Below are 24289 nucleotides of genomic sequence, written 5' to 3'. Positions count from 1 at the left end.
ACACCCTGCTATCGGGGGCAAGCCCCCTCCCACATTTTTTTGACCGTGTCGCATCAGAACTCAGCGACGGCTGCTGACCTCGGCGGGCACATCGTCACCGGCCATGCGCTTGCGGAACAGCGCGGTGCGCGCCAGCAGCAGCGTCGTCACCGGCACGGTGATCGACAGCAAAATCGGGATCAACCACCCGTGCAACACCGGCCCGGACTTGAGCACCGAAAAATAGATGATCGACGCCAACGCCACGCTCCACGCGCCCAGCGTCGAGGCCAGTGCCGGCGGGTGCATGCGCTGGAAGAAATCCTTCATGCGCAGCAACCCGATTGCGCCAATCAGGGCAAACACGCTGCTCAGCACCAGCAACACGGCCACGCACACTTCAACCCATAACGGCATCATTCGATCACCTCGCCACGCAGCAGGAATTTGGCCAGGGCAAATGACCCGACAAAGCCAAACAGCGCAATCAACAGCGCCGCTTCGAAGTAGGTATCACTGGCATACCGAATGCCCAGCACCAGCATCATCAGCATCGCCAGGATGTACAGGTAGTCCAGCGCCAGGACCCGGTCCTGGGCCGATGGGCCTTTGAACAGGCGCACCAGTGTCAGCGCCATGGCCAGCGAGAACAGGAACAGGCTGAACAGGATCGCATTGGAGAGCAGGGCGCTCATTCGAAGATCTCCATCAAGGGCCGTTCGTAGTCGTGTTTGAAGTGCTGGATAAACTGCGCTTCATCGTCCAGGTCGAAGACGTGCAGCAGCAGGATGCTGCGGTCCAGGGCGAGTTCCGACCAGACGGTGCCGGGGGTCACGCTGGTGATCATCGACAACACGGCCAGGCCGTTGGCGTCGCGCAGGTCCAGGGGGATTTTGATAAAGCGCGAACGCGGTGGCCGCGAGCCGCACACCAGCACGCCCCAGGCGACTTGCAGGTTGGAGATGATCACGTCACGCCCCACCCGGAAGAACAGGCGGATGATCACCCCGGGGCGGCGGATGCGGATCGGCAGCGGGCGCAGCGGCGCCATCAGCAGCGGCGCGAGCAAACCCAGTAGCGCGCCCAGTAACAGGTTGCCGGGGCTGATCGACAGGTTCAGCAGCAGCCACAACACCCACAACGCCAGCGATAACCACGGGGCCGGGAACAGGCGCTTCATGGCTGCACCTCCAGCGCCGCGGTCTTGGCTTCAGGGCTGGGCACCGGGCGTGTGGCCATGACCGCCATCACATACTGTTCCGGGTTGTTCAGGCTCTTGGCGGTGTCCAGGGTGTAGCGCATCAGCGGCTCGGCCTTGAAGGTCAGCAGGATGCTCAGGCCGAGCAGGAAGAAGATCGGCACGCACTCATAACGGCGCAGCAGCGGTGACGGGCGTTCTTCCGGGGTCCAGAAGCGCTGGATGCCCAGGCGGGCGAAGGCGATCAGCGAGGCCAGGCCGGACAGGATCAGCAACGTCACCAGGCCCCACGCGGCAGGGCGGACAGGCTCATCCAGCGCATGGCCCAAGCCCGGCGGATTGACCAGCGCGCTCAACAGGCTGAGCTTGCCGATAAACCCCGACAGCGGCGGCATGCCGATGATCAGCAGGGCGCAGGCGACAAAGCTCAAGCCGAGGAAGGCCATGGTCCAGGGAATCACCTGGCCGACCACGGCTTTCTGTTCGTCATCAAGGTTCACGCCGGGGCGCGGATGCAGGGATTCCATGGCTTTGGGCAGCGCATCGATCTCTTCATCCAGCGGCAGGTCGTTGGCCGAGCGCGAGCGTTCGATCAATTCGGCCAGCAGGAACAGCGCACTCAACGCCAGCGTGGAACTGACCAGATAGAACAGTGCTCCGGCTGTCAGGCTCGGCTGGGCGAACCCCACCGACGAGAGCAGGATGCCGGCCGAGACCAGGATGCTCAAGCTGGCCATGCGCTCCAGGCGCTGCGCCGCCAGCATCGCCAGCGCCGCGCAGATGATGGTCGCCATGCCGCCGTACACCAGCCAGTCGCCGCCGAACAGCGCCGACGCCCCGGCCTGGCCGGAGAACAGCAGGGTCCACAGGCGCAGCACGGTGTACACGCCGACCTTGGTCATGATCGCGAACATCGCTGCCACCGGCGCGCTGGCCGATGAGTACGCCGGCGCCAGCCAGAAGTTCAGCGGCCACATGCCGGCCTTGGCCAGGAATGCGGTGGCGAGGATCGCCGCACCCGCGTGCAACAGGCCGCGATCGGCCTCTGGCACCAGCGGGATTTTCAGCGCCAGGTCCGCGAAGTTCAGTGTGCCGGTGACGCCATAGATCATCGCCGCGCCAATCAGGAACAGCGACGAGGCCAGCAAGTTGATCGCGATGTAATGCAGCCCCGACGACACCCGCGCCCGGCCGGAACCGTGCAGCATCAAGCCATAGGAGGCCGCCAGCAACACCTCGAAGAACACGAACAGGTTGAACAGGTCGGCGGTGAGAAAGGCGCCGTAGAGGCCCATCATCTGGATCTGGAACAACGCATGGAAACTGGTGCCCGCACGGTCCCAGCGCGCCATCGCGAACAGCAGCGCACTCACGCCGATGATCCCGGTGAGTACCAGCATCAGCGCCGACAGTTGGTCCACCACCAGCACGATGCCGAACGGCACTTGCCAGTTGCCGGGCAAGTACACGCCGATCGAACCGGGGCCGCCTTGTTGCGTCCAGTACAACAGCAAGATGGCGATAGCGAGGCCGAGCATGCTCGAGAACAGGTTGATACGCGCCTTGAGCGGGCGGTGCTTCTCGCCGAGCATCAGCATCAGCGCGGCGGTCAGCAACGGCAGCAGGATCGGCGCGACGATCAGTTGGTTGACCCAGGTCATTCCTTGGGCTCCCGGCCGTCCACATGGTCGGTGCCGGTCAGGCCCCGCGACGCCAGCAGTACCACGAGGAACAGCGCGGTCATGGCGAAGCTGATCACGATCGCCGTCAGCACCAGCGCCTGGGGCAGCGGGTCGGTGTAATGCAACAGGTCTTGCGGCACGCCGTCCTTGATGATCGGCTCCTTACCGATAAACAGGCTGCCCATGCTGAAAATGAACAGGTTGACCCCATACGACAACAGGCACAGGCCCATCACCACCTGGAACGTCCGTGGCCGCAGGATCAACCAGACGCCGGAGGCCGCCAGGACCCCAATGGCAATTGCGATGACTTCTTCCATCAGGCGGCTCCTTCCGGTGTGGCAACGGTTTTCGGCTGGTTGCTCGGTTTATGGGCCCGCACCGATTGGTGACCGAGGGCGGTGAGCATCAGCAGCGTCGATCCGACGACCATGGCGTACACGCCGACGTCGAAGAACAGGGCGCTGGCGATATGGATGTCGCCCAGCACCGGCAAGCTGAGATGCCAGGTGTGGGTGGTGAGGAACGGGTAGCCGGCGAACAATGCGCCGAGCCCGGTCAGGGTCGCCGAGAACAGACCGAAGCCCATCCAGCGCATCGGCCGCAGACTCATCTGCGCCTCGACCCACTGGGTGCCGGCGACCATGTATTGCAGGATAAACGCCACCGACATCACCAGGCCGGCGACAAAACCACCGCCCGGTTGGTTGTGGCCGCGCATGAACAGGTAGAACGACACCACCAGCGCAATCGGCAGCAGCAGGCGCACCAGCACCGCCGGCACCATCATGTAGCCCAGGGCGGTGTCGCTGGCCTGGCGCGGGTTGATCAGGTCGGTGGCTACGTCCGGCGCGAGTTGGCGCTGTTGCGCGGGCAGTTGCATGCTTTCCTTGGAAGGGCGGAAGCGTCGCAGCAGGGCATACACGGTCAGCGCCACGGCGCCGAGCACGGTGATTTCGCCGAGGGTGTCGAAGCCACGGAAGTCCACCAGCATCACGTTCACCACATTGCTGCCGCCGCCTTCGGGGAGGGCGCGGCTCAAGTAGAACGAGGAAATGTCGTTGGGCGTCTGGCGGGTCAGCATCGCGTAGGACAGCAGCGCCATGCCGCCACCGACCACGGTGGACAACAGGAAGTCGCGCAAGCGACGAATGCGTGCCTTGCGCAGCGTACTGGGCAGTGGCGACACTTCTTCGATCCGCCGTGGCAGCCAGCGCAGGCCCAGCAGGATCAGCACGGTGGTCACCACTTCCACGACCAGTTGCGTCAGCGCCAGGTCCGGCGCCGAGAACCACACGAAGGTGATGCAGGTCATCATGCCGCACACGCTGACCATGGTCAGGGCCGCCAGCCGGTGGTACTTGGCCTGCCAGGCGGCGCCGAGGGCGCAGGCAATCGCCAGCAGCCACAGGGTGACGAACACGATGGAACCCGGGATCTTCGGCCGGTCGCCCCAACTGAGGCCGCTGTTGAGCAGCGGGATCAGCCCGCCGATCACGGCGACCAGCACCAGCAGGAACAACTGCGTCTGCAGGCGCTTGGTGCTGATGCGTTTCTCGATTTTGCGCGCGCCGCGCATCATCAGCACCAGGCAGCGCTCGAAGCCGCGCTTGCCGTTGAAGTAGCTGATCACCGGTGGGTACTTGAAGCGTCCGCGCTTGAGTTGCTTGCGCAGCAGCAGGTAGAGCAGCACCCCGCCGCACATCGCCACCAGGCTCATGATCATCGGCGCGTTCCAGCCGTGCCAGATGGCCAGGCTGTATTGCGGCAACACGCCGCCGACGACCGGCAGCGCGGCGGCGGCGAGGATCGAGCCGACCACCTGGGCCGGGAAGATCCCCACCAGCAGGCAGGTGAACACCAGCAGCTCCACTGGCGCGCGCATCCAGCGGGGAGGCTCGTGCGGGGTGTGGGGCAGGTCCGTCGCAGGCGGGCCGAAGAACACATCCACGGTGAAACGCAGCGCGTAGGCCACGCTGAAGGTGCCGGCGATGGTCGCGATCACCGGCAGGGCGATTTCCACCCAGGCGGTCGACGAGATGAATACGGTTTCAGCGAAGAACATCTCTTTGGACAGGAAGCCATTGAGCAACGGCACGCCGGCCATGGACGCACTGGCCACCATCGCCAGGGTCGCGGTAAACGGGATCAGGCGCACCAGGCCGCTGAGCTTGCGGATATCGCGGGTGCCGCTTTCGTGGTCGATGATGCCGGCCGCCATGAACAGCGAGGCCTTGAAGGTGGCGTGGTTGAGGATGTGGAATACTGCGGCGACGGCGGCCAGTGGGCTGTTGAGGCCGAGCAGCAGGGTGATCAGGCCGAGGTGGCTGATGGTGGAGTAGGCCAGCAGGCCCTTGAGATCGTTCTGGAACATGGCGCAGTAAGCGCCGAGCAGGAGGGTCAGGGCGCCGGCGCCGCCGACGAGCCAGAACCATTCTTCGCTGCCGGACAGCGACGGCCACAGGCGGGCCAGCAGGAACACGCCGGCCTTCACCATCGTCGCCGAATGCAGGTAGGCCGACACCGGTGTCGGTGCCGCCATGGCGTGGGGCAGCCAGAAGTGGAACGGGAACTGCGCGCTTTTGCTCAACGCGCCGATCAGCACCAGGGCCAGCATGACCGGGTACAGCGAGTGCGCGCGAATCTGATCGCCCGCCGCGAGGACCAGGTCCAGGTCATAGCTGCCGACGATATGCCCCAGCAGCATCACGCCGGCCAGCAGGCACAAACCGCCCGCGCCAGTGACCATCAACGCCATGTAGGCACCGCGTCGCGCATCGGCGCGGTGGTGCCAGTAACCGATCAGCAGGAACGAGAACAGGCTGGTCAGTTCCCAGAAGAACACGATCTGGATCAGGTTGCCGGAGATCACCAGGCCGAGCATGGCCCCCATGAATGCCAGGAAAAACGCAAAGAAGCGCGGCACCGGATCGTCCGGCGACATGTAGTAACGCGCATACAGCGACACCAGCGTGCCGATGCCGAGCACCAGCATCGAGAACAGCCAGGCGAAGCCGTCCATGCGCAAGATGAAATTCACGCCCAGGCTGGGCAACCACATGAATTCTTCGCGGATCACCCCGCCGTGGGCGATTTGAGGGTAGAGCAGGGCGACTTGAACAGTACCGATCAGGGCGATGAGGCCGGCCAGCAAGGATTCGGTGTTACGTGCGTTGTGCGGCAGCAAGGCCGCCAGACAGCTGCCGATAAAAGGCAGAAGCAGTAGAACTATCAGGGACATAGGCTTCTAATCTGCGGGAGTTTGGGATGCATCATACGTGCCGCTTTCTTGATCACCAAACGGCAACGTGTGGCAGGATCCTACAAGGTAGGCTGAAAACGCCCATTTGGCATTGTTTCAGCTAACCCTCACCCACGCGCTCCAGCGCCTGATTGTGGACGCTGGGCGTGCCCGGGATGGCGATTTGACAGCCACCGCCCGGGCTCGGACCTTACCCCTGCTGTTCCTGTTCCCGCGCATTTTGCAGTTCGATGGCCTTCTGCCCGCGCGTCTTCAACTCACTCACCACCACCGCCGCCACGATCAACGCCGCCCCGACCATGGCAATCGGCGGGAACCGCTCCCCGGCAATCCGCCCAACCACGCCGGCCCACACCGGTTCCCCGGCATAAATCAATGTGGCCCGCGTCGGCGAAACGCTTTGCTGCGCCCAGTTCATCGCCACCTGGATCACCGCGCTGGTCAGGCCCAGGCCCACCGCGCTGAACAACAGCAACCAGGAGAACCCCGGCAACGCCTCGCCCATCGGCACCACCATCAGGAACGACAACAACGACGCCGTGGCCAGTTGCACCACGGTCACCCGACGCACGTCCACTTGCCCGGCAAATGCGCTGATCAGGATGATCTCGGCGGCAATCGCCACCGCACCGATCAGCGTGGCGATCTCGCCGGGGCTGAAGTTCAGCGAAGCACCGGCCGGGCCGGTCAACAGCATCAACCCGGCGAACGCCAGCATGATGCCAATGCTCGGCATCAACCCTGGCCGACGACCCAGCACCAGCCATTGCAACAACGGCACGAACGGGACATAGAGCGCGGTAATGAACGCCGACTGGCTACTCAGAATCGTCTGCAGGCCGATGGTCTGCAGCCCGTAACCAAACATGATCGCCACGCCGATAAATACGCCGGCTTTCAACTCGAACAGGGTCAGGTCGCGCAGGGTGCGCAAAGAGAAAAAACCGACCGCGATCGTCGCCGCAGCAAACCGCAGGCCCACGAAAAACATCGGCCCGCTGACAGTCATGGCGTGCTGCACCAGCAAAAAGGTGCCGCCCCAGATCATGGTGATGAACACCAGGATGCATTCGGCTTTGCTGAAGCGGTTGAAACGCGAGGGAGCATTCGGGGTGGTCATGGCGGCTCAGTCTTGCAAGGGAAGGGCGCGGACCGCACAATGCGCCGCACGCTGGGCAGTATACTGCGCACACCCACCCATTGAGCAATATAGTGCACAAAGAAAATCCGCAACGGGCCTCGGTCCTGCAGCATGTCAGCCAGAATGTTCGTCGCCTGCGTCATGCCGCCGACTTGAGCCAGACCGCGCTCTCGGAAAAGTCCGGAGTCAGCCGACGCATGCTGGTGGCCATCGAGGCTGGCGAGAAAAACGTCAGCCTGTCCACCCTCGACCGCGTCGCCGAAGCGCTGGACGTGGCTTTCAGCGACCTGATCCAGGCCCCGGATGCACCCGACCATAGCCGTATCAACGAACTGGCCTGGGCCGGTGACATCCCCGGCAGCAAAGCTGTATTGCTTGCCAAGGCCACGGCGCGGCGTGAAGTCGAGCTGTGGGAGATGCGCCTGGAGCCGGGCGATTGCTACAGCCCCGAGCCGGACCCGGATGGCTGGAGCGTGCAGTTGTTCGTGTTCGAAGGCCGCCTGACATTGGTGCTGGATGGTCAGGAAAAACCGGTCGGCGCCGGTGAGTTCTTCATGTTCGCCAGCCGCCAGGCCCACGCCTATCGCAATGACGGCGACGTGGCGGTGCGCTTTGTGCGCAATGTGGTGATCTAACTGTTGACCCGCCAACAGCGGATGGACACTTTGCTCGATCGCAGGCGGGTTCCCCTGCATTGAAATGACGGCAACCTACTGATCTTATTGAAGATTGGTTTCGGGCACGACTCCTGCAATCACTCCAGCATCCCCTTGGACTCTGGAGTCGGCCCATGTCAGCCCACCCTCAACACCCTGCTCATATCATCCGATCAGACGCCGAAGCCATCGCGGTCGCCACGCGCCTGGCCGAACGCTTCGCTGTCGAGGCCAGCGTGCGCGACCGCGAGCGGCGCCTGCCGGTCGCTGAACTCGACGAATTTTCCGCCAGCGGCCTGTGGGGCATCACCATCCCCAAGGCCTATGGCGGCGCCGAGGTGTCCTATGTGACGGTGGCAGAGGTGATCAAGTTGATCGCCGCCGCCGATCCGTCCCTGGCGCAGATCCCGCAGAACCACCTGGGGGTGGTGGATATCCTGCTGCAAACCGGCAGCGAGGAGCAAAAACTCCACTACTTCGGCAAGGTCCTGGCCGGCTACCGTTTCGGTAACGCTTTCTCCGAAGCCAAGAGCAAGAACGCCGGCACCTTCGACACGCAGATTCGCGTTCACGCCGATCATGCGCAGATCAACGGCGAGAAGTTCTACTGCACCGGCGCGCTGTTCGCCCATATCGTGCCGGCGGTGGGCACCAACGAACAGGGCAAGGCCTTGATTGCCTTCGTCGAGCGCGATGCGCCGGGCCTCACGGTCATCGACAGCTGGGACGGCTTCGGCCAGCGCACCACCGCCAGTGGCGGCGTGACCCTCGATGGCGTGACGGTGCCGCTGAGCGCGGTGATTCCCGCGCACCTGGCGTTCGACCAACCGACCGCTGACGGCCCGATCTCGCAGATCATCCAGGCCGCGATCGACACCGGCATCGCCGTGGGTGCCCTCGAGCAAGCGAAAGTCTTCGCGCGCCAGGCCCGCCCATGGATCGACAGCCAACAGGATCATGGCTGGCAGGACCCATTCACCATCGCCGCCATCGGTGATCTGGAATGGCGCGTACACGGCACCGAAGCGATTCTCGCCAAGGCCGGTAAAGCGGTCGACCAGGCCCTCGCCGAACCGAACGAAGACACCGTCGCCAACGCCTCGCTGATCGTCGCTCAGGCCAAAGTGCTGTCGGCCGAAACCGCGTTGCTCGCCAGCAGCAAGCTCTTCGAGCTGGGCGGCACCCGCTCGGTGACCGGCAAGCACAACCTCGACCGCTTCTGGCGCAACGCGCGCACCCACACTCTGCACGACCCGGTCCGCTGGAAATACCACCTGATCGGTAACTTCGTGCTCAACGGCGTCAAACCCGCACGCCATGCCTGGAATTGAGGAGCCTGCCCCATGAATGCACTGACCCAACCCACCGCGCTCGACCAGGCTCGCCAATTGCTGGAGAGCACCCGACGTGTGCTGCAAAAAAGTGATGACCCTTACGTAATCAGCCGCTTCGGCGACTGGCAGATCCGCGTGGAGGTGGCCGCCGCCTTGCTGGAATACGCCGAAACCCACCCAACGCCTGTCGCCGCCACCGAAGCGCAGATCGCCGCCGCCGAAGCCTTGCTGTTCGCCAGCGCCGCCGAATTCGAACTGACCGGCCAGCGCAGCGCGTTGCCGTCGCCCCTCGAAGAGCCGCTGCGCTGGAAGTACCAGCTTGTCGGCAACTACCACCTCAACGGTGTCGCCCCCGGGAGGACTGCTTGATGTCCCGTGAAATCCGCTTGAATGCCTTCGACATGAATTGCGTCGGCCACCAATCCCCCGGCCTGTGGGCACACCCGCGTGATCGCTCGTGGCAGTACAAGGACCTGGAGTACTGGACCGACCTGGCGAAAATCCTCGAGCGCGGCAAGTTCGACGGCCTGTTTATCGCCGATGTGCTGGGCATCTACGACGTGTACAACGGCAATGGCGACGCGGCGATCCGCCAGGCCACTCAAGTGCCGGTCAACGACCCGCTGTCGCTGATCGCGCCGATGGCGCTGGTCACCGAACACCTGGGTTTTGGCCTGACCGCGTCGTTGTCCTTCGAACACCCGTATCCGTTCGCTCGACGCCTTTCCACGCTCGACCACCTGACCAAAGGCCGTGTCGGCTGGAACATCGTCACCTCTTACCTGGAAAGCGGCGCCAAGAACCTCGGCCAGAACGCCCAGACCGAACACGATGCGCGCTACGACTACGCCGAGGAATACCTGGAGGTTTGCTACAAACTCTGGGAAGGCAGCTGGGAAGAGGGCGCCGTGCTGCGTGACCGCGAGCGGCGGATTTTCAGTGACCCGAGCAAGATCCACGAGATCCGCCACGTCGGCAAACACTTCCAGGTGCCCGGCATCCACCTGTGCGAGCCGTCGCCGCAACGCACGCCGTTGCTGTACCAGGCGGGCGCGTCCAGCCGTGGCAAGCAGTTCGCTGCCGAGCAGGCCGAATGCGTGTTTGTCGCCGCACCGTCCAAGACGCTGCTGAAAAACACTGTCGCCGACATTCGTCGCCGCGCGGCCGAGGCCGGGCGTGATCCTCGCAAGATCCTGATCTTCAACCTGCAGACGGTGATCGTCGGCGAGACCGACGCGAAGGCCAAGGCCAAGTTCGACGAGTACAAATCCTACGTCAGCTACGAAGGCGCCATGGCGCTGATCTCCGGCTGGACCGGCATCGACTTCAGCCAGTTCAAGCCCGACGAACCGCTCAAGCATGTGCATACCAATGCGATTCAGTCGGCGGTGGAAGCCTTCTCCACGGCGGACCCGAGCAAGGTCTGGACGCCCAAGGAACTGGCCGACTGGGTCGGTATCGGCGGCTTTGGCCCGCTGTTTGTCGGCAGCCCGGAGACGGTCGCGGACTTGCTGCAGGAGTGGGTGGAAGACACCGATGTGGACGGCTTCAACCTGGCCTATGCGCTGACCCACGAAACCTTTATCGACGCGGTGGAACTGTTGGTGCCGGAGTTGCAGAAGCGTGGGGTGTACAAGAAGGAATACGCCCAGGGCACGTTGCGCGAGAAGTTGTTTGGTGAAGGTGCAAGGTTGCCCGAGTCCCACCCAGGCAGCGGTTATCGCGTATTGGCAAATGTGCAGAAAGATAGAGCTGCTGCGCGTGCCTGATTCAACCGAGCGAAAGGGCCCTCGGGTGTTGCGCATGACACGCAACACCCGAGGGAAGATGACAAATACGTTTATTGTTCTAGGTTGAAGCTTCCATTGTCAGCTCTTAAAACGAGTTGGCTGCCATCGCCAAGTTCGGCGGTGCCGACAAAGTTGAATGTTCCAGAAAGTTTGCCTTTAATTGCCTCGAAATCTGGAATTGAATTGAATGTGACCGTACCGCTTTCAGCGCTCCAAACGAAACCTTCAAGGATATGGAAGAAAAACAGACGGACCTGTTTGCTTTCAGGACTAAAGCTGTAGGTGCCGCGTGAAAGGCCTTCGGCTATGTTGATGGATAATACATAGTCCTTAAAGTCGGGTTTCGATGTGAACTGTCGTGACCAGGCCTGTAGATAGGCAGGGAAACTACCCGTCTCTCCTCTTTTATTAAACCCTGTCTCATTAGACTCATAGCGCTCATTAATCGACTCGCTGAGGTTACACGCCACCAAACCGCTGGCTCTGGCTTTCTTGTCCTCGGTAAATCCCTGGAGTTTCATCTCGCCCTGGGTAAGAGAGACTGTTTTTGAACCGCTTTGTGCTGCAAATTCGAAGGTTGACTCCACTGTCTGCAGGGTGCTGTTCAGCGTGACCGTCACACTTCCGCTGATGGCGGTGTAAGGGCGAAATGACGAGGAGGTTGCTTTTGTCCATGACGCATTGGCTTTCCCCTGCGCACCATGGTCGTCAACGATTGCGTAGGTTTTTTTTACAACGTCACCCTCGTTAGGCAACCACAGCGAAATATATTGATATTGACCAAGATGGTCTTCATCGCTTGCGCCTGAGATATACCATCTGTTTGTTTGTTCATCCAGATAGAAATAGAAGCGTGTGCCCTCGAAACTGTTAAAGTCCTCGTCGTCATTCACTATTGCACTGGCTGTGCCTGAAGTGGCTTTTGGCTTGGTTTTATTCGAGCTGCTCATAAGCGGCTCTCCTTTGTTGTGATGTGGGTTCGGCTTGAGTCTATTAAGCGGGCAACACAATATCTACTGTCAAAAATGACAGGTATAACGTGATCGTTTCTAATAGCGAAAGTGGTTATTCGGAACACATGTTTGAATGCCGGTGACTTATCAATTCCGACCCCGCTCGGCAGGGTGTTCGCTGTTGCTCCAGCAACAGCGAAGAAGCACTTTGTGCTGTGTCAGCTTCATAACTGTTGATGAACGCCTGGGTTATGCGGCGTTTTATATCGGCATGGTTCCTGCTTAGTCTTTATATCAACGCTATCGACTTTCCGTTCAATCCTCATTCAGCCAGCGGACCACCGCACGCTTACCCACCCAATAGGAGCATCACCCCTATGAGCGTGCATGTACTCAAACCTCCGCCGGCTCTGGAATGGCCGGCCGAGTTGCTCGGTCAGTTGCCCACGGCCCTGGAACAACTGCGCCATTGGGCACAGATCACGCCGCTGCACACCGCCCTGCGCCACAAGCGCCAGGGCCAGTGGTACGCCTGGCGCTGGATCGATGTGTTGCGCGATGTCGAGCGCCTGGCCGATGGCCTGCGTCAGCACGGGTTCAGTGAACAATCGCAACTGGCGCTCAGCGGGGCTTTCGAGCCCAACCTGTTATTGCTGGCGCTGGCCGCCCAATCGGTCGGCGGCCAGGTACTGACCCTGGCCGATGACTTGGAGCCCGAGGCGCTGCGCCAGCAACTCTGGCGCATTCGCCCGAGCCATTCCTACGTGCAGGGGCGTCAGCAGCAGCGGCACTGGCAGTCGGCCAACCTGGTGGATTTCGCCCAAGTGCTTGGTGCGACCGACCCGGCCCGGCACCTCAGCCGCTGGTGGCAGCCGGCCGGCGAGAGCGTGCTGTGGAGCGAGGAGGGCACTCACTGGCAAGGCGGCCTGGCGGTACTGCTGGCGCAATGGCTGAACAGCGGTCACGGCCTGGCCTTCCCGGAAAGCCTGGCATCAGCCCGGCGTGATCGCGGCGAAGCCGCACCCACCGGCTTGCTGTTGTCACCCGCGCGCCTGCAGCACTTGGCCGACGACATCGAAAGCCGCCTGGCGCCCCACGGCACCTGGCGCCGACGCCTGTGTGAGTGGGCCATCGCCCAGCCGCACAGCGGCCTGCGCCGTCTGCTGAAAAACCGCGTGCGTAAACTGCTGGGCTTTCAACGCCTGGCCTCTATCTGGCAGCCACCCAGCACGGGCAAGTCCGTTGTCGAGCCGGTGTGGCTGGCTGAATTCAAACGGGACATCGCATGAGCCAAGCCATTCTCCAGGTGCGGGATATCTCGCTGTCGTTCAAAGGGGTCAAGGCGATCAACGCGCTGTCCTTCGATGTCCAGCGCGGCGAAATCTGCGCGCTGATCGGCCCCAACGGCGCCGGCAAGAGTTCGCTGCTCAATGTGCTCAACGGCGTGTATCGCTTCGATGCCGGCGAGATCGTGTTCGAGCAGCAGCACTTCCACCGTATCGACCCCTTGGGCGCCGCGCGTCGCGGCATTGGGCGGACCTTCCAGAACAACGCGCTGTTCAAAAAGATGAGCGTGCTCGACAACATCCTCACCGGCCTGTCGCGGCATATGGGCACCCGCTTTATCGAACAGGCCCTCGGTTTGCCCCGCGCACGGCGCGAGGCCGAGGCGTTCCGCCGGCGTGCCCAGGGCATTCTCGAGTTTCTTGAGTTGCAGGCCCACCGTGATGTGGCGGTCGGCAACTTGTCCTACGGCCTGCAGAAACGCGTGGAACTGGGCCGGGCGCTGATCGCCGGGCCCAGCCTGCTCCTGCTGGATGAGCCCATGGCCGGGATGAACGCCGAGGAGAAACAGGAAATGGCGCGCTTTGTCGCCGATGTGAACCGCGACCTCGGCACCACCGTGGTGTTGATCGAACACGACATGGGCGTGGTCATGGGCCTGTCCGACCATGTGGTGGTGCTCGACTACGGGCGCAAGGTCGGCGACGGCACTCCCGCGCAAGTGCAGGCCAACCCCGACGTGATCGCGGCGTACCTGGGAGTGGTCCACTGATGACGTTCTTTTTTGAAACCCTGCTCGGCGGCCTGCTCGCCGGCACCCTGTACTCGCTGGTCGCCATCGGCTTCGTGCTGATCTACAAGGCCAGCGGCGTGTTCAATTTCGCCCAGGGCTCGATGCTGCTGTTTGCCGCCCTGACCTTCGTCAGCCTGCACGAGCAGGGCGTGCCGTTTGCCCTGGCGCTGTTGTTGACGGTGGTGGTGATGATCGTCGGCGCCTTGCTCATCGAACGCCTGGTTCTGCGCCCGCTGGTGAACCGTTCGCAGATCACCCTGTTCATGGCCACCCTGGGCTTGTCGTTCATTATCGAGGGTCTGGCCCAGGGCTTGATGGGCTCGCAGGTGCGTGCGCTGGACTTGGGCATCGACGACGTGCCGCTGTTCGTCGGGCCGCTGATGCTCAGCCAGTTCGACCTGATCGCCGCCGCAGCCGCCGTGGTGCTGGTGACGGTGCTGGCGCTGCTGTTCAACAAGACCCGCGTCGGCGTGTCGTTGCGCGCCGTGGCGGATGACACCACGGCGGCGCTGTCCATCGGCATCAACCTCAACCGTATCTGGCAGATCGTCTGGGCGGTGGCCGGGACCGTCGGGCTGGTGGCCGGGCTGCTGTGGGGCGCGCGTCAGGGCGTGCAGTTTTCATTGTCGCTGGTGGTGCTCAAGGCCTTGCCGGTGTTGATCATCGGCGGCTTTACCTCGATTGGCGGGGCGATTGTCGGCGGGCTGATTGTCGGCGCGGCGGAGAACCTTGCCGAGGTGTATATCGGCCCACTGCTCGGCGGCGGCATCACGCCGTGGTTCGCCTACGCCCTGGCCCTGGCCTTCCTGTATATCCGCCCCGCCGGCCTGTTCGGCGAGCGTGCCATCGAGCGAGTCTGAAACCATGTCGATCCCTGTTGTGCAAGAAACCGCGCCATTGCGGCTGATTCAGCGGCGTGTGCCCTGGGGCCTGCTCGGCCTGTTGGCGCTGGCGTTTGTCGTGGTGCCGCTGTGGGGCAATGATTATTGGCTCAATGCGATCCTGATCCCGTTCCTGGTGCTGTCCCTGGCCGGGCTGGGCCTGAACCTGTTGACCGGCTACACCGGGCAGACCTCGGTGGGCGCGGCCGGCTTCATGGCGGTCGGTGCGTTTGCCACCTACGGCTTTCTGCTGCGCCTGCCGGCGCTGGGCTTGCCGGTGGCGTTGCTCGGCGGCGGCATTATCAGCGCGCTGGTCGGTTTGCTGTTCGGCCTGCCCAGCTCGCGGATCAAGGGCTTCTACCTGATGGTCACCACCCTGGCCGCGCAGTTTTTCCTCGAGTGGCTGTTCGTCAAATTCCCCTGGTTCTACAACTACGGCTCGTCCGGCACCATCTCCGCACCGAAGCTGGCGTTGTTCGGTTATGACCTCAACACGCCGCTGGGCCGCTACTGGCTGACGTTGCTGACGGTGCTGCTGTTGACCTGGACCGCCGTCAACCTGGTGCGCAGCCAGGTGGGGCGCAACTGGATGGCGATCCGCGACATGGACACCGCCGCCGCCGTGGTCGGCATCCCGGTGGTGCGCTACAAGCGCCTGGCGTTTGCGGTCAGCTCGTTCTACCTGGGCATCGCCGGCGCGCTGTGGGCCTTCGCCTACCTGGGCACGGCCAGCGCGAGCAGCTTCGATATCAATCGCTCGTTCCAGATTCTGTTCATCATCATTATCGGTGGCATGGGCAGCATCGCCGGCAACTTCGTCGGCGCGGCGTTTATCAGCTTGCTGCCGATCTTCCTCAGCCATGCCGGGCAGGCGCTGTTCGGCGGTTCGGTGGATGCGGGGCAATTGCAGAACCTGCAGAAAATCATCTTTGGCGTGCTGATCATCGTGTTCCTGATCAAGGAACCCGAGGGCTTGATTCGCCTGTTGCACAACCTTCGCGATCGGCTGCGTCAGTGGCCCCTACGGTTTTGACCTCTATGAGAACTCCCATGCGTGCATCCTTGAAACGTTCCCTGGCCGGCGCCGCCTTCGCGCTGGCCACCCTGGCCGCTGCAGTGCCCCAGGCCGTGGCTTCGGCCGACCAGCAGTTCTTTCCGTTGGCCACCTACCGCGTCGGCGCCTATGCCTCCAGCGGCGTGCAGGTGTGGGCCGGGATGATCGACTACCTGCGTTATATCAACGAGGTCGAAGGCGGCATCAATGGCGTAAAACTGGTGTGGCAGGAATGCGAGACCGAATGGACGGCAGAGAAGGGTATTGAGTGCTACGAGCGCTTCAAGAACGGCCTGGATGGCGCGCCGGTCGCGGTCTATCAGCCTAACGGCGCACCGGCGGCCTACGCCCTGAGCGAGCGCGCCGAGGTGGACAAGATCCCGTTGATCACCCTCGGTTACGGCCGCACCGAAGCCACCGACGGCACCGTGTTCCCGTACAACTTCCCGGTGATGCTGACCTTCTACAGCGAGGCGTCGAGCCTGGTGAACTACATCGCCCAGCGCGAAGGCGGTTTCGACAAACTCAAGGGCAAGAAGATCGCCACGGTCTACCACGACTCGGCCTACGGTCGCGAAACCCTCGGCCCGCTGAAGCTGCTCGCCGAGCAGTACGGCTTCGAGAATATCCAGATTCCGGTGGCCGACCCGGGCAACGAACAGTCCGCGCAATGGCGCCAGGTGCGCCAGGCCAACCCGGACTGGGTGTTCCTGCGCACGTGGGGCGTGTCCACGCCGGTCGCGGTGAAAACCGCGGCACGCTTTGGCTTCCCGGTCGACCATATCATCGGCGATATCTGGGCCAGTTCCAGCGAAGACGTATTGCCTGCCGGCACTGCTGCCAAAGGCTACCTGGCGCTCACCCCATACCCAGCCGGCGCCGATTTCGAGATCCACAAGCGCCTCAAGCAATACGTCCTCGACAAGGGCCACAGCGACCTCAAGGACCTGAAAAACTTCGGCAGCGTCTACTACAACTCAGGCCTGGTGAACGCCGCCGTGGCGGTGGAAGCGATCCGCACCGCCCAGGCCAAATTCGGCCAGCGCCCGCTCAATGGCGAAGAAGGCCGCTGGGGCCTGGAGCACCTGAATATCGACGACGCGCGCCTCAAGGCCATGGGATACCTGGGCCTGATGCAGAACCTCAAGTTGTCGTGCCGTGACCACGAAGGCGGCGGCTCGGCGCGGGTGCAGCAGTGGGACGGCGCCAACTGGACGCTGGTCAGCGACTGGATTGCCGCCGACCGCGCGCTGTTGCGCCCGCTGATCGACGAAAAGTCCGCCGCGTTCGCCAAGGAAAAAGGCCTGACGCCACGCACCTGCACCGGAGATGAATAAACCATGAGCCTACCTGCCAGTGAATCCGCACACGCCGCGCTGCTGACGGTCAACGACATCGAAGTGATCTACGACGGCGCGATCCTCGCCGTGGCCGGGGTGTCGCTGAGCGTGCCCAAGGGCGCGATCGTCGCCTTGCTCGGCGCCAATGGCGCCGGCAAGAGCACCACGCTCAAGGCGATCTCCGGGCTGGTGCGCGCCGAGCGTGCCGAAGTCAGCCGTGGCGTGATCGAATACGCCGGCCACGACCTGGCCGGCGTCGACCCCAGCCAACGGGTGCGCCAGGGCATGGTGCATGTACTCGAAGGTCGCCATGTGTTCGGCCAGCTCACGGTGGAAGACAACCTGCGCAGCGGCGGCTTCGTGCGTCGCCTGAGCCGCCGGGCCATGGAGGCCGATCTGGAACGCATCTACGCCTGGTTCCCCAGGCTCAAGACCAAGCGTCACACCCGCGCCGGCCTCACCTCCGGCGGCGAGCAGCAGATGGTCGCCATCGGCCGGGCGTTGATGACCCGTCCTACTTTGGTACTGCTCGACGAGCCGTCCATGGGTTTGGCGCCTATGATCGTGCAGGAGATATTCGAGATCGTCGCGCAGCTCAACCGCGAGCAGCAGGTGAGCTTCCTGATCGCCGAGCAGAACATCAACGTCGCGCTCAACTATGCGTCCCAGGGCTACGTGCTGGATACTGGCCGCGTGGTCTTGAGCGGCAGCGCCGCTGAACTGTTGGCGCGGGGCGATTTGCATGACATCTATCTGGGTAAACAGTAAAGGCGAACAGGCATGACTGAATCCATCCGCAACGCCGATGTCCTGATCATCGGCGGCGGCCTGAGCGGTACGATGCTGGCCGTGCAACTGCTGCGCCTGCCCGGCTCGCGGCAGATCCTGGTGATCGAACCGCGCGCCGAACTTGGCCGCGGCGAGGCCTACAGTGTGGTCGAGCTGGGCCATACCTTGAACGGCAATGCGGCGCGCATGAGTGTCGACCCGGACAACGCCGACGACCTGACCCAATGGCTCACCGACTACATCGGCGCCGGCGGCTGGCCGGAGTCGGACCAGCAGCATGTGCCGATCAGCGAGCTGTTCCCGCCGCGCGGGATGTTCGGGTTGTACGCGCAGCAACGCTTGGCCGAGGCCAAGGCGCTGTCGACGTCTACCGTCGAGCATATCCGCGCCGAAGTGGTCGACCTGCAAGTGGACTCCGCCTCGACGCTGCTGACCCTGGATAACGGCCAGCAACTGCGCGGTGCCCAGGCGGTGTTGGCGACCGGCATGTTCCCGGCGGCGCGCACGCCGCAGACCGAATCCAGCGGCTTGAACGCCGCCGCAGTCGACCCGTGGGACGTGCAGGCCATGAGCCAACTCGAGCCGCGCGCGACGGTGCTGATCATCGGTTCCGGGCTGACCATGGTCGATGCCGTGGTGTCCCTGGAACAGGCTGGGCACCGGGGCCCGATCGAGGTGTTCTCGCGCCACGGCCTGCTGCCCCATGTGCGCCGACAGCCACCGGGCTGGGACGATTTTCTCGCCGCCGACCACCGCCTGCGCAGCCCTCGGCAGTTGCTGCGCGAGGTGCGTCGGCAGTGTCGCATCGCGACGGCGCAGGGCATCGATTGGCAGGCGCCGCTGGACACCGTGCGCGCGCATATCGGCCGTTTGTGGAGCCAGGCCAGCGAGCGCGAGAAGCGCCAGTTCGTGCGGCATGTGCGGCCGTGGTGGGAAAGTCATCACCACCGTTCGCCGCCGCTGAGTGCGCAGTTGGTGGCGCGTCTGCATGAGGAAGGGCGCCTGCGCATTCGCGCGGCGTCGTTCAAGGGCTTGGCGCCTGCGGTCCACGGCGTCAGCATCCGCTTGCGTTACCGTGGCGAGCAAACGATCACCCAGGTTGCGGGCGCGGCGCTGATCAATTCCAGCGGCATTGAATACGACTGGCGCCGCGTAGCCCGGCCGTTGCCCCAGCAGTTGCTCAAACGCGGGTTGATCCAGCCCGGGCCGCTGGCGCTGGGGATCGCAGCGGATGCCTCGGGGGCGGTGCTGGATGCCCAGGGCCAGGCCAGCCGGCGCTTGTTCGCCATGGGCCCGCCGCTGCGCGGGATGTGGTGGGAGAGCACGGCAGTGACCGATGTGGCGCTTCAGGCCAAGGCGCTGGCGTTGAAGCTGACAACGATCTAAAGGTGGGAGGGAGCAAGCCCCCTCCCACAGGGCAACTTCCTCTATCTTGGGGTCTTTATAAAGCCGGGTTTTAGGCCAAATACCTCGACGCCCTGCGGCGTCGATTGCCCGGTGGTCACGGTCACGCGTTCCACCGGCTGGTCCATCGTCGGCCGATATTCGACGGTCATGTCCGGCTGGATCGCCTGGCTCGGAATCACGATCGCCTGCGCGTTGTTGTAAGTGACGATGGTCAGTCGCGCACTCATCCCCAGCCGTACCCGCTGCAATTGCTGCGGGGTCAGCCTGGGGATCGACAGGGTTACCGGGAACTGCGCGCTGCCCTGGGTCTCGCCGGCAATCGCCAAACCGCTGACCACACTCACCGAGCCGCTCAACCGTTCGCCGTCGAAGCCATCGCCCATCACCTCCACCGCCTGGCCCTGGTGCAGTTGGTTGATGTCCAGCTCGGAGACCCTGGCGACGATTTTCAGCCGTTCGATATTGGCCAGACCGAACAACACCTGGCCCTGGCTGACCTTGCTGCCGGCCTGCACCGGGGCGTTGGTGTTGCCCGCGCCTGCTGCCGCGTTGCTGCTTCCGGGGGCGGGCACCACGATGCCGGAGAAGGGCGCCTTGACCTCCTTGTCTTCGAGCTGTCGGTAGAGCGCGTCGTACTTCACCGTGGCATTGGTCAGCTCCATCTCGGCGATCTGTCGGTATTCGCCCTTGCCTTGCTCCAGTGCCTGTTGCAGTTCATCGCGTGCGGCGATCAGGTCCAGTTGCTGCTGCTGGGTCTGTTGCTTGAGGTCGTCCAGTTCGTTGCGCGGGATGATGCCGCGCTGAAACAGGTTTTCGCTTTCGGTGAGTTTGCGCTGGGTGTTGTCGGCGCCCATTTGCGCGGTGCGCAGGCTGCGGCGTGCACGGCTGACGGTGGGGCTGCTGTCCCAGTCTTGCATTTCCTGCACGGTGCGCCGGGCCTTGAGTTGCGCGGAGAGTGCATCGCGCAGTTGCACTTCGAGCAGGGCCGGGTCCATGCGCAGCAACACTTGCCCGGCGTCGACGCGTTGGCCTTGCTCCACCAGGTTGGCCTGCACATTGCCGTCGAACGGCGCGGTGAGGGTGAGGGTGGTGTCGGGCTCGATCTTGCCCACCAGGCCGATCTGATGCACCAGCGCGCCAGGCGTCACCGCCAGCCACTGTTCGGTCGGGAGGATCGGGTCGGCGGCGCTGCGATGGCTTTGCACCGCAACGCCGGCGGCCGCCAGCAGCACGATCAATCCAGCCGCCAGCAGGCGTTTTTGGTTAGTAGTCATTGAGGGCGATTTCCCAGCTTTCCAGCGTCATGCCCAGGGTCAGATCGAGCTGGGTCTGGGCGTTCAAATAAGCGATCAGCGCATTGAGCTGCGTGTTTTCGGCGTTGCGCAGGTCGGTCTCGAAACTCAGCACCTGGAAGTTGGTGGAGCGCCCGGCGCTGAGTTTTTCGCGTTCGATCTCGATCTTGCGCCGCGACAATTCCACGGCGCGCTGGGAGATTTCGTACTGGCGCCAGCGCGTGCCGAGGTCGCGCACCACGTTGTTCACGCTGCGTTCCAGCTCCTGGCGGGCGTCGGTGATGCGGATGGCCTGATCCTCCACATTCACCCGCGCGCGCACTTCGGCCTGGCGCGTGCTGATGTCGCCGATGGGGATTTGCACCTGCACCCCGGCGTAGCTGTCCCAACTGCGGTTGTTGCCGCTGCCGGTGTCGTTGTCGTAGTTGTTGCGTATCTGGTTCGCCCCGGCCACCAGGTCCACTTGCCAGCGCCCGGAGTCTTTGGCGATCACCAGGTTGAGGTCGGCCTGCTGGCTGCCGAGCAGGGTGGCGAGGTACTCCGGTTGCTGGTTCTGCGCCAGGTTGAAGGCCTCGCGTTTGTCGATCTGCATGGGCTTGGCCTCCAGGGCTTCGGTGGCGCGGATCGGCGTCGACAGGTCGAGGGCCAGCAGGCGCAGCAAGGCCAGGCGGCTGGTGTCGAGTTGGTTCTGCGCTTCTTCCACGCCCAGTTGCTGGGTGGCGATATCGGCTTCGGTCTGCACGATCTCGAACTCGGCCATGCGCCCGGCGCTGATCAGCGCCTTGTTGACTTCCAGCAAGGTGTTGGCGCGTTTCAGCGCGTCCTGGACGATGCTCAGTTGCTCCTGGGCGCGCAGCAACTCGCGGTAGGTGGCGATGATCTGGCTGATGGTTTGTGCCACGGTGGCCTTGAGGTTCAGGCGGTTGGCCTGCTCCGACAGGCGCGACAGGCGTAACGGCGCGGTGGTCGCGTCCCAGCCGGCGCCGCGCATCAGCGGTTGGATGAGCGCCAGGTCGAGGCCGTCGCTGCGGTAGCGACCGGCCCGGTTGGCGGTATTCAGTTGCTGGGTCCAGGCCATGCTCAGGCGCGTGCCGTACTCGCCCAGCAGGCTGGTGGCAGGGGCCACGTTGGTATTGCGTGCATTGTCGGCGGAACCGCGGGAGCTGCGGTAATAGCTGTTGAGGGTGAGCTTGGGGTTGAACACGTCTTCGGCCACGCGCAGGTCGAATTTCTGCGCGACCCGCTGCAGGTAGGCGCTGCGAATCGCCGGATTGTTGCGCAGGCCCAGGTACACCGCGTCGCCCAGGGTGATGGCGGTGACCTGGGCATTCAGCGAGACGCCGCGATCGTAGCCACTGCGCGTGGTGCTGGGCGCCGTGGGCCGGATCAGCATATCGGCGGCGACACTCGGCAGGCTGATCAGCGCCAGGAGCAGCAGCAGGCGTTTATTCATCGCGCAACGCCTCCACCGGCTGCAACCGCGAGGCCGAGACCGCCGGGTAAATGCCGAAGAACAACCCCACCAGCAAGGTGCTGCCCACCCCCAGGGGCAGGGCGGCGACCGCCAGGGCGAAGGCCCAGCCCGACAGCCAGGCGTAGAGCCACGCGGCGGTCATGCCGAGCACCGCGCCGCACAGCGCGCCGACGGCGGTGAGGGTGATGGCTTCGAGCAGGAACAGGTTGCGGATATCCCGCTGGCGTGCGCCGAGCGCCATGCGAATGCCGATCTCGCGGCGGCGTTCGGAGACGTTCATCAGCATCACGTTCATCACCCCGACACCGCCGCCCACCAGCGAGATCGCGCCCAGGGCCAGCAGCAGGTAGGCGAAGGTGCGGCTCTGCCGGGTCATGCCGTCGATCATTTGCTGGGGCACCGTGATGTCGACGCTGTGCAAGGTCAATTGGCGTTGCAGCGCGGCGGCGGCTTCCCGGGCGATGCGTTCCATGTCCTGGCCCGGCGCGGCGCGGATGATCACGTTGCCGATTTGCGGGCTGGCGTAGATGCGGCGCATGCCGTCGGCGGGAATGAACAGCGATTCGTTGGCCTGCACCGGCATCAGCATCGCCCGGGGCTGGTGGTGCAGGATGCCGACCACCTGGAACAGGTAGTCGCTGATACGCACGCGGTCGCCCAGCTTTAACGGCGCGCCGGGGGCGCCAAGGGCCTGGGCGATCTGGTCGCCGATCACGCCGTAGGTTTCGTTGGCATCGAACGCCGACAGGAAGCGCCCCTCGCGCAGCGCCAGGCGCAGGGCCGCGGGGATATCCGCTGTGCTGCCGACGAAGTTGGCGTTGACGCTGCGGCCCTGGAACACGATGGCGCCGCTGAACAGGCTCAGCGCGCCGATGTGCGCGATCCCGGGCACGGCCTGGCGCACGGCGTCGAGGTCGAGGCGGGCACGCATCGGTACGCTGCTGTCGGCTTTGGGCGGAAACTGCGCGACCAGGGTGTCGGTGCCCATGTCCTTGAAAATCAGCGCGGCATCCACCGCCGCGTTATGCCCGATATTGATCAGCGCCACCACCGACGAACTGCCGATCACGATGCCCAGCAGCGCGAGGATCGAGCGCTTGCCCAGGGTGCGCAGGCTGACGAACGCTTCATGCAGCAATTGGCTCAGGCTCTGCTCGACCCGCAGGCTCATGGGCGCCCGGCCTCATGCACCACGCCGTTGCGCACCAGGATCTTGCGCTCCAGGCGTTCGGCGATGTGCGCGTCGTGGGTGACGATGATCAGCGTGACCTGCTGCTCGCGGTTCAGCGCCAGGAGCAGGTCCATGATGTCCTGGGCGGTGCTGCTGTCGAGGTTGCCGGTGGGTTCGTCGGCCAGGATGACCGAGGGCTTGCCCACCAGTGCCCGCGCAATCGCCACACGTTGGCGCTGGCCGCCGGAGAGGTCGGCGGGGCGATGGTGCGCGCGCTCGGCCAGGCCGACTTGTTCGAGCATGCGCAGGGCCTGCTCCACCGACTCGTGGCGCGACACGCCGCGATAACTCAGGGGCAGGGCGACATTGTCCAATGCGCTGAGGCGCGGCAGCAGGTTGAAACTCTGGAACACGAAGCCGATCTGCTGGTTGCGGATCGCCGCCAGTTCATCCGGGCTGGCGCTGAAAATGTCGTGGCCGGCAAAGCGGTACTGGCCGCAGTTGGGCAGGTCCAGCAGGCCGAGGATGTTGAGCAGGGTACTTTTGCCGGAGCCGGAGGCGCCGAGGATGCCGCAGCTGTCACCGCGGGCGATGGACAGGCACACATCATTGAGGATGGACAGGTGCTGTCCGGCGAGCTGATAGCGTTTGCCGATGCCTTGCAGGGAGATCAAGCCTGGGTGCGCGGGGGTATCTGTCATCATGACTACGCCTGCAGTCTCGACGCTGCCGTGCTGCCCCGGTAAAAATTTGTAACAAGTTCGGGAGCTGCCTGGGACACGTCACGGACTGGTTTGATTTCTTGTTTT

Annotated in this window: 23 protein-coding genes; 11 read left to right on the top strand and 12 right to left on the bottom strand. The window is 63.8% G+C overall.

The genetic code is table 11. The annotated features are described in order from the left end of the window. Nucleotides 1-60 precede the first annotated feature (60 nt). From NR164_RS12840 to NR164_RS12810, 7 genes are all read right to left on the bottom strand, one after another. Entirely contained in the window at nt 61-399 is a 339-nt protein-coding gene (locus NR164_RS12840) for a Na+/H+ antiporter subunit G (RefSeq protein WP_017848092.1), read from the bottom strand. Next, nucleotides 396-674 carry a K+/H+ antiporter subunit F gene (locus tag NR164_RS12835; RefSeq protein ID WP_017848091.1) on the bottom strand — a complete coding sequence of 93 codons (279 nt, stop codon included), beginning with the start codon at nt 672-674 and terminating at the stop codon, nt 396-398. The genes NR164_RS12840 and NR164_RS12835 overlap by 4 nt, the downstream gene beginning before the upstream one ends. Beyond that, complete coding sequence (locus NR164_RS12830; RefSeq protein WP_017848090.1) at nt 671-1159, bottom strand: Na+/H+ antiporter subunit E; 489 nt, start codon at nt 1157-1159, stop codon at nt 671-673. The genes NR164_RS12835 and NR164_RS12830 overlap by 4 nt, the downstream gene beginning before the upstream one ends. Next, entirely contained in the window at nt 1156-2838 is a 1683-nt protein-coding gene (locus tag NR164_RS12825; protein WP_046382882.1) for a monovalent cation/H+ antiporter subunit D, read from the bottom strand. The genes NR164_RS12830 and NR164_RS12825 overlap by 4 nt, the downstream gene beginning before the upstream one ends. Then, the gene (locus tag NR164_RS12820; protein WP_007986256.1) at nt 2835-3179 is read right to left on the bottom strand and encodes a Na+/H+ antiporter subunit C; all 345 of its coding nucleotides are present in this window, start codon (nt 3177-3179) and stop codon (nt 2835-2837) included. The genes NR164_RS12825 and NR164_RS12820 overlap by 4 nt, the downstream gene beginning before the upstream one ends. Beyond that, complete coding sequence (locus NR164_RS12815; RefSeq protein WP_256822816.1) at nt 3179-6100, bottom strand: monovalent cation/H+ antiporter subunit A; 2922 nt, start codon at nt 6098-6100, stop codon at nt 3179-3181. The genes NR164_RS12820 and NR164_RS12815 overlap by 1 nt, the downstream gene beginning before the upstream one ends. Before the next feature lie 211 nt (nt 6101-6311). After that, complete coding sequence (locus tag NR164_RS12810; RefSeq protein ID WP_017848087.1) at nt 6312-7241, bottom strand: DMT family transporter; 930 nt, start codon at nt 7239-7241, stop codon at nt 6312-6314. Nucleotides 7242-7333: 92 nt separating this feature from the next. Here NR164_RS12810 and NR164_RS12805 point away from each other — a divergent pair, with 92 nt between their 5' ends. The 4 genes from NR164_RS12805 to NR164_RS12790 all read left to right on the top strand — a co-directional run bounded on the left by NR164_RS12805 (nt 7334) and on the right by NR164_RS12790 (nt 11021). Then, nucleotides 7334-7897 carry a helix-turn-helix domain-containing protein gene (locus tag NR164_RS12805; RefSeq protein WP_017848086.1) on the top strand — a complete coding sequence of 188 codons (564 nt, stop codon included), beginning with the start codon at nt 7334-7336 and terminating at the stop codon, nt 7895-7897. Between the two features lie 155 nt (nt 7898-8052). Then, the gene (locus NR164_RS12800; RefSeq protein ID WP_046382884.1) at nt 8053-9249 is read left to right on the top strand and encodes an SfnB family sulfur acquisition oxidoreductase; all 1197 of its coding nucleotides are present in this window, start codon (nt 8053-8055) and stop codon (nt 9247-9249) included. Nucleotides 9250-9261: 12 nt separating this feature from the next. Then, entirely contained in the window at nt 9262-9621 is a 360-nt protein-coding gene (locus NR164_RS12795) for an acyl-CoA dehydrogenase (RefSeq protein WP_046382885.1), read from the top strand. Then, on the top strand, nt 9621-11021 hold the full coding sequence (locus tag NR164_RS12790) for an LLM class flavin-dependent oxidoreductase (protein ID WP_079444205.1): 1401 nt from the start codon (nt 9621-9623) through the stop codon (nt 11019-11021). The genes NR164_RS12795 and NR164_RS12790 overlap by 1 nt, the downstream gene beginning before the upstream one ends. Nucleotides 11022-11092: 71 nt before the next feature. Here NR164_RS12790 and NR164_RS12785 read toward each other — a convergent pair whose 3' ends face one another. Next, nucleotides 11093-11992 (bottom strand): hypothetical protein, encoded by a 900-nt coding sequence (locus NR164_RS12785; protein ID WP_057004436.1) that lies wholly within the window; start codon nt 11990-11992, stop codon nt 11093-11095. 380 nt (nt 11993-12372) lie between these two features. Between NR164_RS12785 and NR164_RS12780 the strand changes: the two genes are divergently transcribed. Genes NR164_RS12780 through NR164_RS12750 form a run of 7 tightly spaced genes read left to right on the top strand, consistent with a single transcriptional unit; the run spans nt 12373 to nt 19522 of the window. Further along, nucleotides 12373-13284, top strand: coding sequence for an AMP-binding protein (locus NR164_RS12780; protein WP_046382888.1), 912 nt, complete (start codon nt 12373-12375; stop codon nt 13282-13284). Continuing rightward, nucleotides 13281-14051: an ABC transporter ATP-binding protein gene (locus NR164_RS12775; protein WP_079444203.1), complete on the top strand. Its 771-nt coding sequence runs from the start codon at nt 13281-13283 to the stop codon at nt 14049-14051. The genes NR164_RS12780 and NR164_RS12775 overlap by 4 nt, the downstream gene beginning before the upstream one ends. Then, nucleotides 14051-14932 carry a branched-chain amino acid ABC transporter permease gene (locus tag NR164_RS12770; RefSeq protein ID WP_256822815.1) on the top strand — a complete coding sequence of 294 codons (882 nt, stop codon included), beginning with the start codon at nt 14051-14053 and terminating at the stop codon, nt 14930-14932. Before NR164_RS12775 ends, NR164_RS12770 begins: the two co-directional genes overlap by 1 nt. A 4-nt stretch (nt 14933-14936) precedes the next feature. Further along, entirely contained in the window at nt 14937-15986 is a 1050-nt protein-coding gene (locus NR164_RS12765) for a branched-chain amino acid ABC transporter permease (protein WP_256822814.1), read from the top strand. Between the two features lie 17 nt (nt 15987-16003). After that, the gene (locus tag NR164_RS12760) at nt 16004-17344 is read left to right on the top strand and encodes an ABC transporter substrate-binding protein (RefSeq protein ID WP_046382892.1); all 1341 of its coding nucleotides are present in this window, start codon (nt 16004-16006) and stop codon (nt 17342-17344) included. A 3-nt stretch (nt 17345-17347) separates the two neighbouring features. Then, on the top strand, nt 17348-18115 hold the full coding sequence (locus tag NR164_RS12755; RefSeq protein WP_079444200.1) for an ABC transporter ATP-binding protein: 768 nt from the start codon (nt 17348-17350) through the stop codon (nt 18113-18115). A 12-nt stretch (nt 18116-18127) separates the two neighbouring features. Continuing rightward, nucleotides 18128-19522, top strand: coding sequence for an FAD/NAD(P)-binding protein (locus NR164_RS12750; RefSeq protein ID WP_256822813.1), 1395 nt, complete (start codon nt 18128-18130; stop codon nt 19520-19522). A 41-nt stretch (nt 19523-19563) separates the two neighbouring features. Here NR164_RS12750 and NR164_RS12745 read toward each other — a convergent pair whose 3' ends face one another. Genes NR164_RS12745 through NR164_RS12730 form a run of 4 tightly spaced genes read right to left on the bottom strand, consistent with a single transcriptional unit; the run spans nt 19564 to nt 24184 of the window. Continuing rightward, nucleotides 19564-20817: an efflux RND transporter periplasmic adaptor subunit gene (locus NR164_RS12745; protein WP_256822812.1), complete on the bottom strand. Its 1254-nt coding sequence runs from the start codon at nt 20815-20817 to the stop codon at nt 19564-19566. Further along, nucleotides 20807-22288, bottom strand: a complete 1482-nt coding sequence (locus NR164_RS12740; protein WP_256822811.1) for a TolC family protein — start codon at nt 22286-22288, stop codon at nt 20807-20809. The genes NR164_RS12745 and NR164_RS12740 overlap by 11 nt, the downstream gene beginning before the upstream one ends. Next, nucleotides 22281-23480: an ABC transporter permease gene (locus tag NR164_RS12735; RefSeq protein WP_256822810.1), complete on the bottom strand. Its 1200-nt coding sequence runs from the start codon at nt 23478-23480 to the stop codon at nt 22281-22283. The genes NR164_RS12740 and NR164_RS12735 overlap by 8 nt, the downstream gene beginning before the upstream one ends. Beyond that, complete coding sequence (locus NR164_RS12730; protein WP_017848077.1) at nt 23477-24184, bottom strand: ABC transporter ATP-binding protein; 708 nt, start codon at nt 24182-24184, stop codon at nt 23477-23479. Before NR164_RS12730 ends, NR164_RS12735 begins: the two co-directional genes overlap by 4 nt. Nucleotides 24185-24289 lie beyond the last annotated feature (105 nt).

The sequence above is a fragment of the Pseudomonas sp. Pse79 genome (assembly GCF_024519615.1).
Lineage (GTDB): Bacteria > Pseudomonadota > Gammaproteobacteria > Pseudomonadales > Pseudomonadaceae > Aquipseudomonas > Aquipseudomonas veronii.
The sequence above is the reverse complement of the archived record's forward strand: the minus strand, read 5'-3'. Positions and strand labels throughout refer to the sequence as shown.

Excerpts from the sequence above, each read along its gene's own strand:
- NR164_RS12810 (WP_017848087.1), bottom strand. The coding sequence starts at position 7,241 with ATGACCACCCCGAATGCTCCCTCGCGTTTCAACCGCTTCAGCAAAGCC.
- NR164_RS12830 (WP_017848090.1), bottom strand. The coding sequence starts at position 1,159 with ATGAAGCGCCTGTTCCCGGCCCCGTGGTTATCGCTGGCGTTGTGGGTG.
- NR164_RS12835 (WP_017848091.1), bottom strand. The coding sequence starts at position 674 with ATGAGCGCCCTGCTCTCCAATGCGATCCTGTTCAGCCTGTTCCTGTTC.
- NR164_RS12795 (WP_046382885.1), top strand. The coding sequence starts at position 9,262 with ATGAATGCACTGACCCAACCCACCGCGCTCGACCAGGCTCGCCAATTG.
- NR164_RS12770 (WP_256822815.1), top strand. The coding sequence starts at position 14,051 with ATGACGTTCTTTTTTGAAACCCTGCTCGGCGGCCTGCTCGCCGGCACC.
- NR164_RS12765 (WP_256822814.1), top strand. The coding sequence starts at position 14,937 with ATGTCGATCCCTGTTGTGCAAGAAACCGCGCCATTGCGGCTGATTCAG.
- NR164_RS12780 (WP_046382888.1), top strand. The coding sequence starts at position 12,373 with ATGAGCGTGCATGTACTCAAACCTCCGCCGGCTCTGGAATGGCCGGCC.
- NR164_RS12740 (WP_256822811.1), bottom strand. The coding sequence starts at position 22,288 with ATGAATAAACGCCTGCTGCTGCTCCTGGCGCTGATCAGCCTGCCGAGT.
- NR164_RS12840 (WP_017848092.1), bottom strand. The coding sequence starts at position 399 with ATGATGCCGTTATGGGTTGAAGTGTGCGTGGCCGTGTTGCTGGTGCTG.
- NR164_RS12775 (WP_079444203.1), top strand. The coding sequence starts at position 13,281 with ATGAGCCAAGCCATTCTCCAGGTGCGGGATATCTCGCTGTCGTTCAAA.
- NR164_RS12825 (WP_046382882.1), bottom strand. The coding sequence starts at position 2,838 with ATGACCTGGGTCAACCAACTGATCGTCGCGCCGATCCTGCTGCCGTTG.
- NR164_RS12755 (WP_079444200.1), top strand. The coding sequence starts at position 17,348 with ATGAGCCTACCTGCCAGTGAATCCGCACACGCCGCGCTGCTGACGGTC.
- NR164_RS12735 (WP_256822810.1), bottom strand. The coding sequence starts at position 23,480 with ATGAGCCTGCGGGTCGAGCAGAGCCTGAGCCAATTGCTGCATGAAGCG.
- NR164_RS12760 (WP_046382892.1), top strand. The coding sequence starts at position 16,004 with ATGCGTGCATCCTTGAAACGTTCCCTGGCCGGCGCCGCCTTCGCGCTG.
- NR164_RS12790 (WP_079444205.1), top strand. The coding sequence starts at position 9,621 with ATGTCCCGTGAAATCCGCTTGAATGCCTTCGACATGAATTGCGTCGGC.
- NR164_RS12730 (WP_017848077.1), bottom strand. The coding sequence starts at position 24,184 with ATGATGACAGATACCCCCGCGCACCCAGGCTTGATCTCCCTGCAAGGC.
- NR164_RS12800 (WP_046382884.1), top strand. The coding sequence starts at position 8,053 with ATGTCAGCCCACCCTCAACACCCTGCTCATATCATCCGATCAGACGCC.
- NR164_RS12820 (WP_007986256.1), bottom strand. The coding sequence starts at position 3,179 with ATGGAAGAAGTCATCGCAATTGCCATTGGGGTCCTGGCGGCCTCCGGC.
- NR164_RS12745 (WP_256822812.1), bottom strand. The coding sequence starts at position 20,817 with ATGACTACTAACCAAAAACGCCTGCTGGCGGCTGGATTGATCGTGCTG.
- NR164_RS12750 (WP_256822813.1), top strand. The coding sequence starts at position 18,128 with ATGACTGAATCCATCCGCAACGCCGATGTCCTGATCATCGGCGGCGGC.
- NR164_RS12785 (WP_057004436.1), bottom strand. The coding sequence starts at position 11,992 with ATGAGCAGCTCGAATAAAACCAAGCCAAAAGCCACTTCAGGCACAGCC.
- NR164_RS12815 (WP_256822816.1), bottom strand. The coding sequence starts at position 6,100 with ATGTCCCTGATAGTTCTACTGCTTCTGCCTTTTATCGGCAGCTGTCTG.